Origin of the sequence: Sphingobacterium tabacisoli, from assembly GCF_017908035.1 — a bacterium.
GTDB classification, from domain to species: domain Bacteria; phylum Bacteroidota; class Bacteroidia; order Sphingobacteriales; family Sphingobacteriaceae; genus Sphingobacterium; species Sphingobacterium tabacisoli.
This window is the reverse complement of sequence record NZ_JAEQMU010000005.1, coordinates 337347-351839: the sequence shown is the minus strand read 5'-3', so window position 1 is coordinate 351839 and position 14493 is coordinate 337347. Positions and strand designations below refer to the sequence as shown.

At 39.1% G+C, this 14493-nt stretch carries 9 protein-coding genes; 7 read left to right on the top strand and 2 right to left on the bottom strand.

What is annotated here, in order from left to right; genetic code table 11:
• Positions 1-165: 165 nt before the first annotated feature.
• The gene (locus JKG64_RS18350) at positions 166-2658 is read left to right on the top strand and encodes a TonB-dependent receptor (RefSeq protein ID WP_210355717.1); all 2493 of its coding nucleotides are present in this window, start codon (positions 166-168) and stop codon (positions 2656-2658) included.
• A 56-nt stretch (positions 2659-2714) separates the two neighbouring features.
• Here the strand turns inward: JKG64_RS18350 and JKG64_RS18345 are convergent, their stop codons facing one another.
• Positions 2715-3668, bottom strand: a complete 954-nt coding sequence (locus JKG64_RS18345; RefSeq protein ID WP_210355716.1) for a helix-turn-helix transcriptional regulator — start codon at positions 3666-3668, stop codon at positions 2715-2717.
• Positions 3669-3773: 105 nt separating this feature from the next.
• On the opposite strand from JKG64_RS18345, the gene JKG64_RS18340 reads away from it, so the two are divergent.
• From JKG64_RS18340 to JKG64_RS18330, 3 genes are all read left to right on the top strand, one after another.
• Entirely contained in the window at positions 3774-6827 is a 3054-nt protein-coding gene (locus JKG64_RS18340; RefSeq protein WP_210355715.1) for a SusC/RagA family TonB-linked outer membrane protein, read from the top strand.
• Between the two features lie 10 nt (positions 6828-6837).
• Positions 6838-8346: a SusD/RagB family nutrient-binding outer membrane lipoprotein gene (locus tag JKG64_RS18335; RefSeq protein WP_210355714.1), complete on the top strand. Its 1509-nt coding sequence runs from the start codon at positions 6838-6840 to the stop codon at positions 8344-8346.
• Positions 8347-8589: 243 nt separating this feature from the next.
• On the top strand, positions 8590-9963 hold the full coding sequence (locus JKG64_RS18330) for a PepSY-associated TM helix domain-containing protein (RefSeq protein WP_210355713.1): 1374 nt from the start codon (positions 8590-8592) through the stop codon (positions 9961-9963).
• Between the two features lie 257 nt (positions 9964-10220).
• On the opposite strand, the gene JKG64_RS18325 is transcribed toward JKG64_RS18330, so the two are convergent.
• The gene (locus tag JKG64_RS18325; protein WP_210355712.1) at positions 10221-10568 is read right to left on the bottom strand and encodes a phage holin family protein; all 348 of its coding nucleotides are present in this window, start codon (positions 10566-10568) and stop codon (positions 10221-10223) included.
• 155 nt (positions 10569-10723) lie between these two features.
• On the opposite strand from JKG64_RS18325, the gene JKG64_RS18320 reads away from it, so the two are divergent.
• From JKG64_RS18320 to typA, 3 genes are all read left to right on the top strand, one after another.
• Complete coding sequence (locus JKG64_RS18320; protein ID WP_210355711.1) at positions 10724-11137, top strand: DUF2147 domain-containing protein; 414 nt, start codon at positions 10724-10726, stop codon at positions 11135-11137.
• Between the two features lie 137 nt (positions 11138-11274).
• The gene (gene kbl / locus JKG64_RS18315) at positions 11275-12465 is read left to right on the top strand and encodes a glycine C-acetyltransferase (protein WP_210355710.1); all 1191 of its coding nucleotides are present in this window, start codon (positions 11275-11277) and stop codon (positions 12463-12465) included.
• 206 nt (positions 12466-12671) lie between these two features.
• Entirely contained in the window at positions 12672-14471 is a 1800-nt protein-coding gene (typA, locus tag JKG64_RS18310) for a translational GTPase TypA (protein ID WP_210355709.1), read from the top strand.
• Positions 14472-14493: the final 22 nt, after the last annotated feature.

Genomic DNA, 14493 nt, shown 5'->3' with positions numbered 1-14493 from the left:
GTGTGTGTAAACATGTCGGCTTTTTTTGTTTATATGGTTGAGATTAAACGATGAAAAGAACTAAAATTTCGGATTATTAATCTTTTTGTCGGATTTTTTATTTTATGACCAGGAGGGTAGCTCTATTTTTGCTTCAATTTAGAATAAGTATAAATTAAATCAAATATGAGAGCTAAACTGTTTTTTGCATTAATGGGGACACTGGGAGCCTGTTCTTTCGCAAATGCACAAACAACCGTCAAAGGACTGGTTATCGACGCCAAGGGACAGTCTGTTCCAGATATCAGTATATCGGTAGGTAATAGTTATACGAAAACTGATAAAAATGGACAGTTTCAATTGTACGTGGCTCAGAAAGGAGCTTTTGAACTTTTATTTGGAGGAGTCGGTTTTGAAAAGAATCGTGTGACAGTTGTGCCAAGAGGAAGTGAAACATTGTTAAACGAGATAACTCTACACAAAGGGAATAACACTATTGATCAAGTGGAGGTTAAGGGATATAATTCGGTGAATAATAAGACCGTTGGTGTGGCGAAATCTGGAATTCAGGATAAGGACTTGCCTCAGTCAGTCCAGATTATCAATAAACAGGTGATTGCTGATCAGCAGATCAATACTTTAGGCGATGCTTTAAAAAACGCGAATGGTATTGCGCTGGGAGCGAACCGTGGTGGTGTCGGAGAAAATTTTTATGCTCGGGGTTATAGTCTAGGAGCAAACAATATTTTCAAAAATGGCGCAAGAACTAATAATGGCGGACAGATAGAAGCTAGTACGCTAGAGTCGGTTGAAGTTCTTAAAGGTTCAGCTGCTATGTTGTACGGCGGAGTTACTGGTGGTGCGGTTGTGAATCTGGTTACTAAAAAGCCCAAATTTGACCTTGGTGGGGAGGTGTCAATGCGCTACGGAAGTTGGGACAGATACAAGCCGACGTTGGATATATATGGACCGTTGTCCAATAAGGTAGCTTTTCGCTTTGTTGGAACGGGCGAGTCGGCAAATAGTTATAGAGATGTAGTCACTTCAGATAGGGTATATGTGAATCCTTCTGTACTTTATAAAATTTCCGAACGGACGGAGTTGAATGTGAATTTTGATTACTTGAAGGCAGATTTTACACCTGATTTTGGTGTAGGTTCGGTAGAAGGTAAATTGAACGATGCGGTCGGAAGAAGTACCTTCCTTAATGTGAATGGTGCATTTAATAAGACAAATTCAACGAATGGACAGGTGGCTTTAGATCATAATTTTAATGCAAACTGGAAAATTAGCGCAATAGCAAGTCTTCAAAACTATAACCGTAATTATTATGGCTCTGAACGTCTTCAGGCAAATGCACAAGGATTAGCTCCGCGGGCGTTGAGTAGAAGTCAGACGGAAGAGTTTACAAAGAATCAGCAAATTAATTTAACAGGAGCTTTTAATACTGGAGGTATTAAACATCAAGTGCTGTTAGGAGGAGATGCAGATCAGGCAGCAACCAAAGCTTATGCTTATGATATCTTCGCAGGGTTAAATGATCCAAGTAAACCAAATACAGCATACGATATAATCGATGTTTTCGATCCTTATAAAGCTGGCATGAGGCAAGATATTCCTAACGCGACTTATAGCAGCTGGACTAAAACAAATGTTTATCGATATGGTGCGTTTGTACAGGACATGGTTGCGCTTTCTGAAAAATTTAAAGTGCTTGCCGGGGTTCGCTTTACGTATCAGCGTACACCATATTCTGATAAGTTCGATTATGCAAATAATACTTTGACAACACAGATTCCCAAAGATTTAGCTAACAATGATGTTCCAATAAAAGAAGACAAAGCATGGTCTCCTAAATTTGGATTGATTTATCAGCCACTTACGACAACTACAGTCTATGTGAGTTATACGAATAACTTTACATCAAATACGGGATATGACGTGAATTACCAACCGCTGGCTCCTTCTATTGTCGACCATTATGAGGCTGGAGTTAAGAATGATTTCTTTAAAGGAGCGCTTTCTGCCAATTTAACTTTGTATCGTATTAATAATAGCAAATTCGCACAAATGGCCTTGTTCGGTGCGAATGGTGAGGGCAATGGCGATACCAATATGAAAGAGTTTTCTGGAAAAACAGCTTCCGATGGAATCGAACTTGATATTACAGGACACCTACTGCCTGGCCTTGATATTATGGCGGGGTATGCCTATAATTTTATGCGTTATACGGAGACATTGCCTATTTCACGGTATAAAGCTATGGTGCCGGATAAAAATGGTAATATGGTGGAGAAAATGGTCGAAACATCGGGTTCAGAGGAAGGTGTAAGGCTGGTTGGAACTACTGCACATACAGGAAATGCTACTGCTTTCTATACTATACAGGATGGAGCGGTTAAAGGGTTGAAATTTGGGGTTTCGGCTTTCTATACCGGAAAGCGTAATGCAGGTTGGAACAATTCCAAAATCAATATCGAAAAAGGAGAAAATAGATTAATTCCGGTCGATCCGTTCACTACTGTTGATGTATCGCTGGGCTATTCGATAGGACGTTTCAGCTTACTTGCTAAAATGGCAAATATAACCAACGAGCTTAATTATTTTATACATGAGAATTATTCGGTGAATCCTATTGCTCCTCGTAATTTCATGACAACATTGACTTGCAGGTTTTAGGTAAAACATGCCATAAACAAGAAAGGCTTTCATTTAATTATGAAAGCCTTTCTTGTTTATAATATATTTATGAAATTTTCAAATTCGGCAAGCATATGAGCTCCTTCATTCGCGATTAGAAATGTATACCGCAGAGAATTAGGGATAAAGCCAAAATACTTTTTGAATGCCGAAGTAAAATGCGTGGAATGTTTGTAGCCCGTCATTTGTGCAACGTCCGATATCCTGTAATCTCCTGTCAGTATCAATTCTTTGGCGTGTTCCATTTTCTTTTCCGTGATGTAATTCATCACTGTTTTACCAAAATACTGTTTGAAGTGTTTTTTTAGATATTGCTCGTTGGTACCTACATGCTTTGCCAACTCAGAGATAGTGTAGTTTTTTGATAAATCTCTATGAATCAGATTTTTTGCTAGCACTATCTTGTCATAGTGGTTTTTATTCGGGATGATCTCGTGCTTTTCGTTCTCCGCATAGAGGCCTTCGATTTGATGTACAACAATTTCGATTAATAGGGCCTGTATCCGCAAGCGGTTTAAATAGTTGTCATGGCGTATGTACGCCATGAGCTGATTGATAAGTAATCGGGTCCTGTTATCACTATTGGTCAATAGTCCATTACTAAAACGGAGGGTATCTTCTGCAAATTTTTTTCTAAAGTCATCTAATAGCTCATTAGAGATAAATAAGGCAATAGCAAGATGATCCTCATAAATGTTTTTCCATTCCAGCGTTTCACCTTTTTGAATAGGGTGGATAATATTTTCTCCTCCTCGAATTATATAGGACTGTTTCTGCAGAAAATAAGGACAGATGCAACTGTTCTCGTACGCGGGGAATAAGATGTTTAGAAACCCGTCTAATGGACTGCTCAGCTCTTGATTATTGGTGCCATGCAACAGCGCATAATGAATATCTAGAGAAGTAGAGGTCAATGAACATGCTACAGTGGATTCAGATTGAAATTCTGAGATTTCTGAATTTGAAGCTTTTTTTCCTGATTCCGTCATTTTGTTATTTAGAATACATCTAGATTTGCGGCACAAACCTTTATTTAGACTTGTTCTAAGTCAAAGATAAGGAAATTTACAAGTATTAACTAAAAAAGGTCAAGGATGATAAAAAAATACTTTTCTATTTTATTGCTTATTTTCATAGCAACCTACTCCGGGGATGTGTTTGGACAGGTACATTTAACTGTAGAAGGACATGTTTTGGAGGAATTTGAGCGAACACCGATAAAAGGTGTATCTATTTCTGTTAAGGAAAATGACAGATCAGGTAGCGTCATCACTGGATCTCAAGGTTCTTTTCGGATTCGTGCACACGAAGGACAGACATTAGTGGTATCTCACATAGGCTATTTGACGCAGGAGATACGACTTGGTAGTGGACAGACTAAGATCGAGATTGTGTTGGTCAAAGATTTCAAAATGCTTTCTGAGGTAATTGTTACTGGAGCGCTCGGAATAAAACGGCAATCTAGGGAATTGGGAACATCGGCGCAGTCCGTGAGCAATGAAGAGCTCAACCTAGGAAAAGTCGTGAACCCACTTTTGGCATTATCAAGCAAAGTTGCAGGCCTAAGAATTAATGCAACAGACTTAACTACGGGAAAGACTGATCCGGGTATTCAAATCCGATTAAGAGGTACGCGCTCATTGAATCGTGATAAGAATGATCCATTGTACGTTGTGGATGGAGTGCCTCTGCCGGATATTACTCGTATCAACCCCAACGATATACAAGATATCACCGTGCTGAAAGGCGCGAATGCTGCTGCATTATATGGATCTGAAGGGGTGAATGGAGCAATCATGATTACCACAAAATCCGGGAAGGCTCAAACAGGACAGATTAATTTCAGCAATAGTACAACGTTTTCAAATGTATTTCTATTGCCACCTGCGCAAACTACTTTTGGACAAGGACAAAATGGCGTTTATAGTCCTGTGACAAGTGAATCGTGGGGAGATAAGTTCAACGGAGAGATAAGAGATTTTGGGTTGCCTATTAATGGTGTGCAACCGAATAAGGTGTATGCTGCGCCAAGTAAGGACAATCGCCTAGCCTTTTTTGATACTGGCATTACTACGCAGAATGACTTATCTTTCTCGGGAGGTGATGAGAAAGGGACCTATTTTATGTCTCTTCAAGATGTACGTCTTAAAGGGGTGATTCCTGGAGACAAGTCTAGTCGTACCGGTGCTAGATTCAACGGTTCTCGCCGTTTTAATAAATTGAATACATCGTTTAATCTGAATTATGTATTCTTCAAAAATAATACGACAGGTGATGGTCCATGGTTGTCGGTCTATACACAACCTGCAAATATAGATTATAAAGAAGCTCGTAATTGGGAGGATCCTAATTCGCCAAATCATCCTTTGAACTGGTATAATCCTGTTGCGAGTACTCGCAATCCTATCTTTATGGCGGACAATAATAGAAATACGTTTGATCAGCACACACTCAATTCAAAGCTGGAATTTAACTATGAATTTACAGATTGGTTTGACGCGACTTATCGTACAGGTTTGTATTTTCAATCAGAGCCTGGTCGGGTGACTAATCGTAAGTTGGTATCCAATGTCGCAACTAGAAATATAAATGGTTCGGTAAACGATACACATCGCGGATTTACAAGATTTAATAATGATTTGATTTTGAACTTCCACAAGGACTTTGGTGATTTTTCTACCAGGTTGTTGCTGGGACAAAATGTTCGTATGGATAATACGAAACAGATTAACGTCAGTGCGGCAAACTTATTATTTGAAGATATTTTCAATCAAGGATCAAGAACAGGGGAGCTTACAGGAGGGGCTACCTTGACAAAATACAGGTCTCTTGCTACCTATGGCGAGTTTACTGCCGGGTATAGAAATTATTTGTTTTTGACATTGACAGGAAGAAACGATCAGGTATCTGTTTTAGATCCCAACAACAATAGTTACTTTTCTCCTGGTATAAGCACGTCATTCGTGTTTACAGATGCTATTGATGCGTTTCGTGATAATCAAATATTGAACTACGGTCGTATCTACAGTTCTTATAATAAAACGGGAAATGTAACCTTAGACCCCTATAGGTTGAACTTGGCTTATAGTCAAACTGCGGGTTTCCCATTTGGAAGTTTAGTGGGGTTCACGCCTTCATTGTCAGAACCGAATCTATTGATCAAACCCGAATTTGTAAAGTCCTTTGAAGTTGGTACGCAATTGGGCCTTTTCAATGACAGGTTACGTACTGATATTGCGTATGCATATTCAGATTCAGATGGACAGATCTTTAATGCTGGCATTTCAAGTGCCACCGGATTTAATTCTACGATTGTAAATGCTGGACGGATTATCAACAAAACCATCGAGGTGATGATCAACGGTACAGCTATTCGTAAGGGAGACATTACATTGGATTTTGGGGTTAATTTCAGTTATACAGATACTAAAGCCAAAGATCTGTATGCAGGCGATGAGTTTAATATTTTTAGACAAGCTTATGCTATTAAAGATCATCAGTACCCAACACTTCGTATGACAGATTTTAAAAGAGAGGGAGGGAAAATCGTCCTAGATAAAGACGGTAATGTTATTCCTTCTGAGGATGAAAAAGTATTAGGTACTATGGTTCCCCCTTATCTGTTGGGCTTTAATTCTAGGTTCAGTTATAAATCTTTCACTTTAGGTTTTCAATTAGATTCCCGATTGGGAAGTTGGATGTACTCCGAAGTGATTCCAAGGATGTATAAGGCTGGGACACACCCCGAGACGGTAAAATACGATAGAAAGCCATTCATTATGCCTAATTCAATGGTTCGCCTGGCTGACGGATCTATCGTTGAAAATACAGAAGTATATTCTAAAGGAGATAGAGCATGGTGGGATGCTTATGGTGCTATTCAAACGGTTACAGCCGCAAAAGGAGATTACCTCAAATTGAGGGAGCTTTATATTGGCTATGATGTACCGGGGAAATGGCTTGCAGGGCAAAAAATGATTAAAAAGGCGAGTCTGGGATTCGTTGGAAACAACTTGTTTATTATTAGACATTCTTCCAATACGATCGGAGATCCAGAGGCTTTATACAATCAGACGGATGGATATAACAGTTTTAGACAGATCCCATCTACGCGCTCAATGGGCTTTAACGTGAATTTGACTTTTTAAGAATATAAACATGAGATACAATATAATTAGAATCGGAATTATAGCTTTTGCTTCCATAACATTTGTGGCATGTAGTGATTTTTTGGATGTCAATGATAATCCGAACTCTCCGATAAAAGAGAATTTAAGTTTAAGTGCCAAACTTCCTGCGGCGTTGGTGACGTCAGCAGCATATGAGTCTACTCAGTTAAATCAAGTGGGTGGCTTCTGGGGTGGCTATTGGGGTACATCTAATGAAGGTGTGAGCTCTTTCATGTCTTTGAAAAATTATAATGGACCAGCTATAAGAGATACTCGCGACGGAATAGCAGTTTGGGAATCCAGTTATAACAATCTGTTGTATTATAAGGAGGTGCTGGATCAGGCCACTGCCGAACAGGCATTGTTCTATTCTGGGATTGCTAAAATAATGATGGCACACCATTTCTTTACGCTGGTTGATTTTTATAATAATGTGCCTTATGAAGAAGCGTTAAAGGGATCTTCTATCTTACATCCTACTTATGAATCAGGTAAAGATGTGTATCGAAAATCAATGGACTTAATTACAGAAGGTATTGCAGAGATAAAGGTTGCTTCTTTGAAGCCATCTAATGACGATGTGATGTTCAAGGGAAGCGAAGTCAAGTGGGTTAAGTTTGGAAATACACTGAAGCTACGGGCTTTGTTACGCCAGTCTGAAGTTAAGGATCAGGCAACTTATATCAGGCAGGAGATTGCTAAGATTGTTCAAGAGGGATCAGGATTTTTAGAAGAAGATGCAGCTGTCAATCCGGGATTCTTGAATACGGCGGCTAAAATGAGCCCATTTTACGAAACGTACTATCGTAACAATTCGGGAGTAGCTGTAGCTAATTATGCAAATATTCGTCCAAGTCAGTACCTGGTTAACAAGTATAAGGAATACAATGATCCTAGGCTCGCGCAAAATTATGTAAGTGCAAAAGGGGAATATAAGGGAGTTATTTTTGGAAGCAATGCTATAGCAGATGAATTTGCCGCAGGCAACACGTCCGCTTTCAAAGGACCTAACGAGAATGGAAACAAACCAGGGGGAGTAGTGAAATCATTCAGTCAATCTGCAGTATTATTATCATTGGCTGAAGCAAATTTCTTACAGGCTGAAGCAGCAGAGAGAGGGTGGATCGCGGGGGAAGCTGGTCGTCTATACCAAAATGGGATACAGGCATCTTTCAATTATCTATTTAATGCGGTTTACAACATTGAAGATTATATGAATCAGACGAATGTCAGATACGGTGATGCAACCAATAAGATTGAAAGAATCATCACCCAAAAATGGTTAGCTCTAAATAGTGTTAATAACATTCAAGCTTGGGCGGATTTTAGAAGATTAGGTTATCCTAATTTCCCGAACTCCGTTTCTTCTCCGACTCCAGAAGCTTATCCGCTACGATTTATGTATCCCGAAACCGAGATAAATACCAATAATGTAAATGTTAGTAGGCAGGGCGATAATGGTATATTAACAGCGCGCATTTGGTGGGACGTTAATTAAAATATTAAAGATCGCTATTTAAATGCATTAATCTCATTTGATTTGACTAGCCATTAATAATAACTATTGACTTAGTTACAAATAATATTTATGCGCTAACTCAAGGTAGAAGTTATTATAACTGGAGATAAATTTAAAGTAAGTCGAGTAGCCAGCTTCTTATTTTTTTACGAATAGCTTTTTTGTGTCAAACATTATTTAGACTAAGAATAAATAATATATATTTGCAAAAAATAAAACAATATGTCTTCATCCAATTGGCCTAAAATTCGCAAATTTTTCAATGATATCCACCTATGGGGCGGATTGATTTCCGGTATTGTCGTACTGATTGTCTGTCTGACAGGAACTGTCTATACATATAATACAGAACTTCGAGAGGCAGCTATACCGCAATATTATAAAGTCGCTCCAGAGGGAGATAAACAAAATGTGGATACTCTTATTAAGCAGGCTAAGGCGTCTATAAAGGGGAAGGTTGTTGGGGTGAAAGTTCCTTTTGATACCGATAAGACGATATTTGCATTGTATAGTAAGCCTAAAAAGGAAGAGGGCGATTCGGAAAAGAAGGAAGATAAGAAAAAGACTGAGATTAATACAGGAATTGCGGAAGCCAAACTTGCTACTAAGGAAGATGAGTCGGCGTCCAAAGAAAAAGATACCTATAAGGTTGGTGAAGTGGGTAGTGCAGGTACTGGGAAAGAGAAAAAATCTGCCCCAGCCCCTGGTGGACGTGGTCCTCGTGCCAATCAGATGGCCATAAATCCGTATACAGGACAGGTGATCGGTGACCCTTCGGAAGAGAAGACGAAGACAGCTGCTCTGATGCAAACCATGTTCGGCTTGCATCGCTGGCTACTTCTGAATGAGGTGGAAAAACCTATTATAGAGGGGGTGGAGAATCGTAAGTTGGGATCTTGGATTACAGGTACAGCTACGTTGCTGTTTTTATTGGGGGTTGTCTCTGGTATGATTATCTGGTTTCCAGCTAAGATGAGAGGATGGAAGAATGGGCTTAAGATAAAATGGTCAGCGAGATGGAAGCGTATCAATCACGATTTGCATAATACGCTCGGTCTCTATAGTTGCATAATTCTATTTTTAATGTCGGTGACAGGACCTTTCTGGTCATTTGAATGGTATAGGGCAGGATGGCAAAAGACTTGGGGGACCTATAAATCTCCCGATGCACCGAAGGAAGATAAGCCGACATTAGTTTCTGTAGTGCCTACGGATGGAAAAGAGCCTTTAACTATCGAAGAGACTATTTTAATTGTGAATAAACTGTTGCCTTATGATGGAGATATTACAGTCAATTTTGCAAAAGATAGTGTCGGTACTGTTTCTGTCTCAAAGAACCGTGTGGGTTTTTTCGCTCCTTCTGCAGGGGATAAATTGACATTGGATCAATACAGCGGAACGGTGCTAGAGAAGGATGTTTTTAGAGATAAGCCATTTAACGAGCGGGCATCTGCATCGATTAAGGCATTGCATATTGGGGATGTATATGGACCATTTAGTAAACTTTTATATTTCATAGCCTGTCTTATTGCGACTTCTTTACCGGTTACAGGCACGATGATTTGGATCAATAAGATGAAGAAAAAGAAGAAATAGCCTAGGTTTAAGCCTAATAAAAAGCCTCCACAGAATATTCTGTGGAGGCTTTTTATTGTCTGATTAGCTCTAATCAACTTTTTCGGAAATTGTCCCTGTTTTGTCCCCCCTAAATATTCGGACAATACTAGACTATATATTAGATTTGTTGTTCGTTCTAGCAGAGCAACTTCATCATATGAAAGGATTTTCCATCCCTATATTAACCTCAAAAGTCCTTGTCTATAATAAACAGGGGCTTTTCTTTGTCTCTTGATTTATTTTTTTCGGCTTAGCATGCTACCTAAAAGCATCTCGATTATTGCAACGACGATTGCAAACAGCGCCGCGTTCCAAAAACCATCAACGTCAAACTTAGATCCCATAATGGAATCACTCAACATAATCATAAGTATGGTGATGATGAATGAAACTAGACCAAAGGTCAGCCAGTTTAAAGGGAAAGTAAATAATCTTAACACACCACCCACTATAGCATTTACAAAACCAATTACCAAGCCAGTGACAATAGCCCATCCAAAACCTTCAACATGAGCTCCAGGAATAACGTAGGCTGCAATTGCAACGACAAGTCCTGTCAATAAAAGGGAAATAATGAATCTCATAATAGTACCTGTTTTTGATTAACAGTGTTCAAAATTAGTGCCAAATACAGCTTTAGAAAGGTCAATTCTAGGACTACTAGTTAAAATATTTATTTGCTATGCAGGCATACAAAAAATGTGTTATCTTTAATATGCATTTTAAACTTGATTATATTATGAGACAGTTGTTATTTTCTTTTGTAGCGCTAATGTTTACCGTGGTATCTTATGCGCAAGGTAAGGATCCTATTCTAGGGACGTGGTTAAATCCAAGTGGAGAGGGGAAGGTAGAGATTTATGAATCCAACGGCAAGTTTTTTGGTAAGTTGTACTTAGTCAAAGATAAGTCAAAGAAAGATACGAAAAACCCAGATGAAAAATTGAGATCGCGTGATCTAAATGGAATCGTATTATTGAAAGATTTTTCAAAGAAAGGGGACTCGTATGAGGGTGGAGAAATTTACGATCCGAAAAGCGGCAAGACTTATAGTTGTAAAATGAAGCTTAAGGGAGATAATGCTTTGGATATTCGTGGATTCATAGGTATTAGTATGTTTGGACGGTCAGAAACCTGGACACGTACCAAATAAAGTGGGTTTGATAATATTCAGACAAACGATTTCGTACTGCGGTGTGGTAAAATTCTGCTATCTTTGGGACAAGAATCAAATGTCCTAAGGCCCTAACGCTTTGGATATTTTAAAATTATAAATTTTATTTTTTTCATATGTACAAAACGTTAAAGCCAGCATTGGAAAAAGAGTTGGCCGCAATCAAAGAAGCAGGACTTTATAAAGAGGAACGTATTATTGTAACACCTCAAGGGGCAGATATTAAAGTAAGCACAGGACAAGAGGTAGTCAACTTTTGTGCGAATAATTATCTGGGACTTTCGTCTCATCCGAAGGTTGTGGAAGCTGCAAAAAAAGCTATCGATGATCACGGGTATGGTATGTCTTCTGTGCGTTTTATATGTGGTACACAAGATGTGCACAAAGAGCTGGAAGCAAAGTTGTCTAGTTTTTTAGGGACAGAAGATACGATTCTTTATGCAGCTGCATTTGACGCCAACGGCGGTGTATTCGAGCCTTTGTTTGGTGCGGAAGATGCAATCATTTCAGATGAGTTGAATCACGCTTCGATAATTGATGGTGTACGTTTATGTAAAGCACAGCGTTTCCGTTATAAGAACTGCGATATGGAGGATTTGGAAACTCAGTTACAAGCCGCTTCTGGTGCCCGTCACAAAATAATCGTTACTGATGGAGCCTTTTCTATGGATGGATCGGTGGCTCCTTTGGATAAGATCTGTGATTTAGCAGACAAATATGAAGCCTTGGTGATGATCGATGAGTCCCACTGTTCTGGTTTCATTGGTAAAACAGGTAGAGGTACGCATGAGTTATTTAATGTCATAGATCGTATTGATATTATAACTGGTACATTAGGTAAGGCTTTAGGTGGAGCATCAGGTGGATTCACCTCTGGCAAAAAGGAAATCATCGATATGTTGCGTCAACGCTCTCGACCATACCTATTCTCTAATACATTGGCCCCAGCAATTACAGGTGCATCGGTTGCAGTTTTGGACATGTTGAGTGAGACTACGGAACTACGTGACAAATTAGAAGAGAATACGTTATATTTCCGTGAGCAGATGACTGCCGCAGGTTTCGATATTAAACCTGGTTTTCACCCTATCGTGCCTGTTATGCTTTATGATGCTAAGTTGGCGCAAGAGTTTGCCTCTAAAATGTTGGAAGAGGGAATTTACGTAATTGGTTTCTATTATCCGGTAGTGCCACAAGGCAAAGCACGTATCCGGGTACAGATCTCTGCAGCTCATGATAGAGTGCATCTAGATAAGGCGATTGCAGCATTTACGAAAGTAGGGAAAGCCCTTGGCGTAATCTCGTAAAAGCTAAAATTACTTGTTAACTGAGAATGAAAAAAGACATTGCTCATATTGTAGCAGTTCTTTTGGGGCGGTTTTTGACGTAAAAAGGTCCTAAGTGTTTGAAGGTGAAATCGGAAGGTTAACAAAATAATAATACAAAATACTAAAATTTGAGGTGTAAAATAATTATCTTTGCACCCTGAATTTAAAACAAATTTACTTGCTAGATGCAAAATATTAGAAATATAGCGATTATCGCTCACGTCGATCACGGAAAAACAACGTTAGTTGACAAAATCTTACATTTCACGAACCAGTTTAGAGATAATGATGGTACAGGTGATTTAATCTTAGATAACAACGATTTAGAACGTGAACGAGGTATTACAATCGTTTCGAAGAACGTTGCTGTCAAATACAAAGATGTTAAGATCAATGTAATTGATACCCCTGGTCACGCCGATTTTGGTGGAGAGGTTGAGCGTGTACTCAAAATGGCGGATGGTGTAGTGTTGTTGTGTGACGCCTTTGAAGGGCCTATGCCTCAGACACGTTTTGTTACTCAAAAGGCTTTGGCATTAGGCTTAAAACCTATTGTCGTTGTTAATAAGGTGGATAAGGAAAACTGTCGTCCTGACGAAGTATATGAAAATGTTTTTGATCTATTCTTTAGCTTAGATGCTACGGAAGAGCAATTAGAATTTCCTGTATTATATGGTTCATCAAAACAAGGGTGGATGTCTACGGATTGGAAACAACCAACACAAGACTTTAGCGCATTGTTAGATGCAATTATTGAACATATTCCAGCGGCGCCTCAAAATGAGGGTACATTACAGATGCAGATTACTTCTTTAGATTACTCTACATTTGTTGGCCGTATAGCGATTGGTCGTGTAGCACGTGGTACTATTAAAGAAAACCAACCTGTTTCCTTAGTAAAACGTGATGGCAAGATTGTTAAAAGCCGTGTTAAAGAACTTCAAATATTTGAAGGCCTAGGACGTCTTAAAGTCTCTGAGGTTAAAGCGGGTGATATTTGTGCGGTGGTAGGTATTGAAGGTTTTGATATTGGAGATACTATCGCTGATTTCGAGAACCCTGAACAATTGGAGGTTATCCAAATCGACGAACCTACCATGAACATGTTGTTTACGATTAATAACTCGCCTTTCTTTGGTAAAGAAGGTAAATTAGTTACTTCTCGTCATATTCATGACCGTTTACAGAAAGAATTAGAGAAAAACTTAGCATTACGTGTTGTTCCAACAGAATCTCCTGATGCATGGTTGGTATACGGTCGTGGTATCTTACACTTGTCCGTACTTATTGAAACTATGCGTCGTGAGGGCTATGAGTTACAAGTAGGACAGCCACAGGTTATTGTTAAAGAAATTGATGGTAAAAAGTGCGAGCCAGTAGAGGTATTGGTAGTCGATGTTCCTGGTGATGTGTCTGGTAAAGTAATCGAATTGGTAACACAACGTAAAGGTGAGTTATTGATTATGGAAGCAAAAGGTGAAATGCAGCACTTGGAATTCGAAATTCCATCACGCGGTATCATCGGATTACGTAACAACATCCTGACTGCTACAGCTGGTGAGGCTGTAATGGCACACCGTCTTAAAGGTTACGAGCCTTGGAAAGGAACAATTCCTGGTCGTCTACATGGTGTATTGATTTCTTTAGATAAAGGTACTACTACAGCTTACTCTATTGATAAGTTACAAGATCGTGGTAAGTTCTTTGTTGAACCAGGAGTAGAAATCTATGAAGGACAGATTTTAGGAGAACATATCAGAGACAACGATTTAACAATTAATATTGTTAAGGCTAAGCAATTGACAAATATGCGTGCGTCCGGTACGGATGATAACACACGTATTGCTCCTGCTATTAAGTTCTCGTTAGAGGAATCAATGGAATACATCCAAGGCGATGAATATATTGAGGTAACACCTCAGTCTATCCGCTTACGTAAAATTTACCTAACGGAAAATGAGCGTAAAGTGAATAAAAAAGGATAATACATAAAAAAGGCCAGTCAAA

Coding starts and splice junctions, on each gene's coding strand:
- JKG64_RS18350 (WP_210355717.1), top strand. CDS start 166: ATGAGAGCTAAACTGTTTTTTGCATTAATGGGGACACTGGGAGCCTGT.
- JKG64_RS18345 (WP_210355716.1), bottom strand. CDS start 3,668: ATGACGGAATCAGGAAAAAAAGCTTCAAATTCAGAAATCTCAGAATTT.
- JKG64_RS18340 (WP_210355715.1), top strand. CDS start 3,774: ATGATAAAAAAATACTTTTCTATTTTATTGCTTATTTTCATAGCAACC.
- JKG64_RS18335 (WP_210355714.1), top strand. CDS start 6,838: ATGAGATACAATATAATTAGAATCGGAATTATAGCTTTTGCTTCCATA.
- JKG64_RS18330 (WP_210355713.1), top strand. CDS start 8,590: ATGTCTTCATCCAATTGGCCTAAAATTCGCAAATTTTTCAATGATATC.
- JKG64_RS18325 (WP_210355712.1), bottom strand. CDS start 10,568: ATGAGATTCATTATTTCCCTTTTATTGACAGGACTTGTCGTTGCAATT.
- JKG64_RS18320 (WP_210355711.1), top strand. CDS start 10,724: ATGAGACAGTTGTTATTTTCTTTTGTAGCGCTAATGTTTACCGTGGTA.
- kbl (WP_210355710.1), top strand. CDS start 11,275: ATGTACAAAACGTTAAAGCCAGCATTGGAAAAAGAGTTGGCCGCAATC.
- typA (WP_210355709.1), top strand. CDS start 12,672: ATGCAAAATATTAGAAATATAGCGATTATCGCTCACGTCGATCACGGA.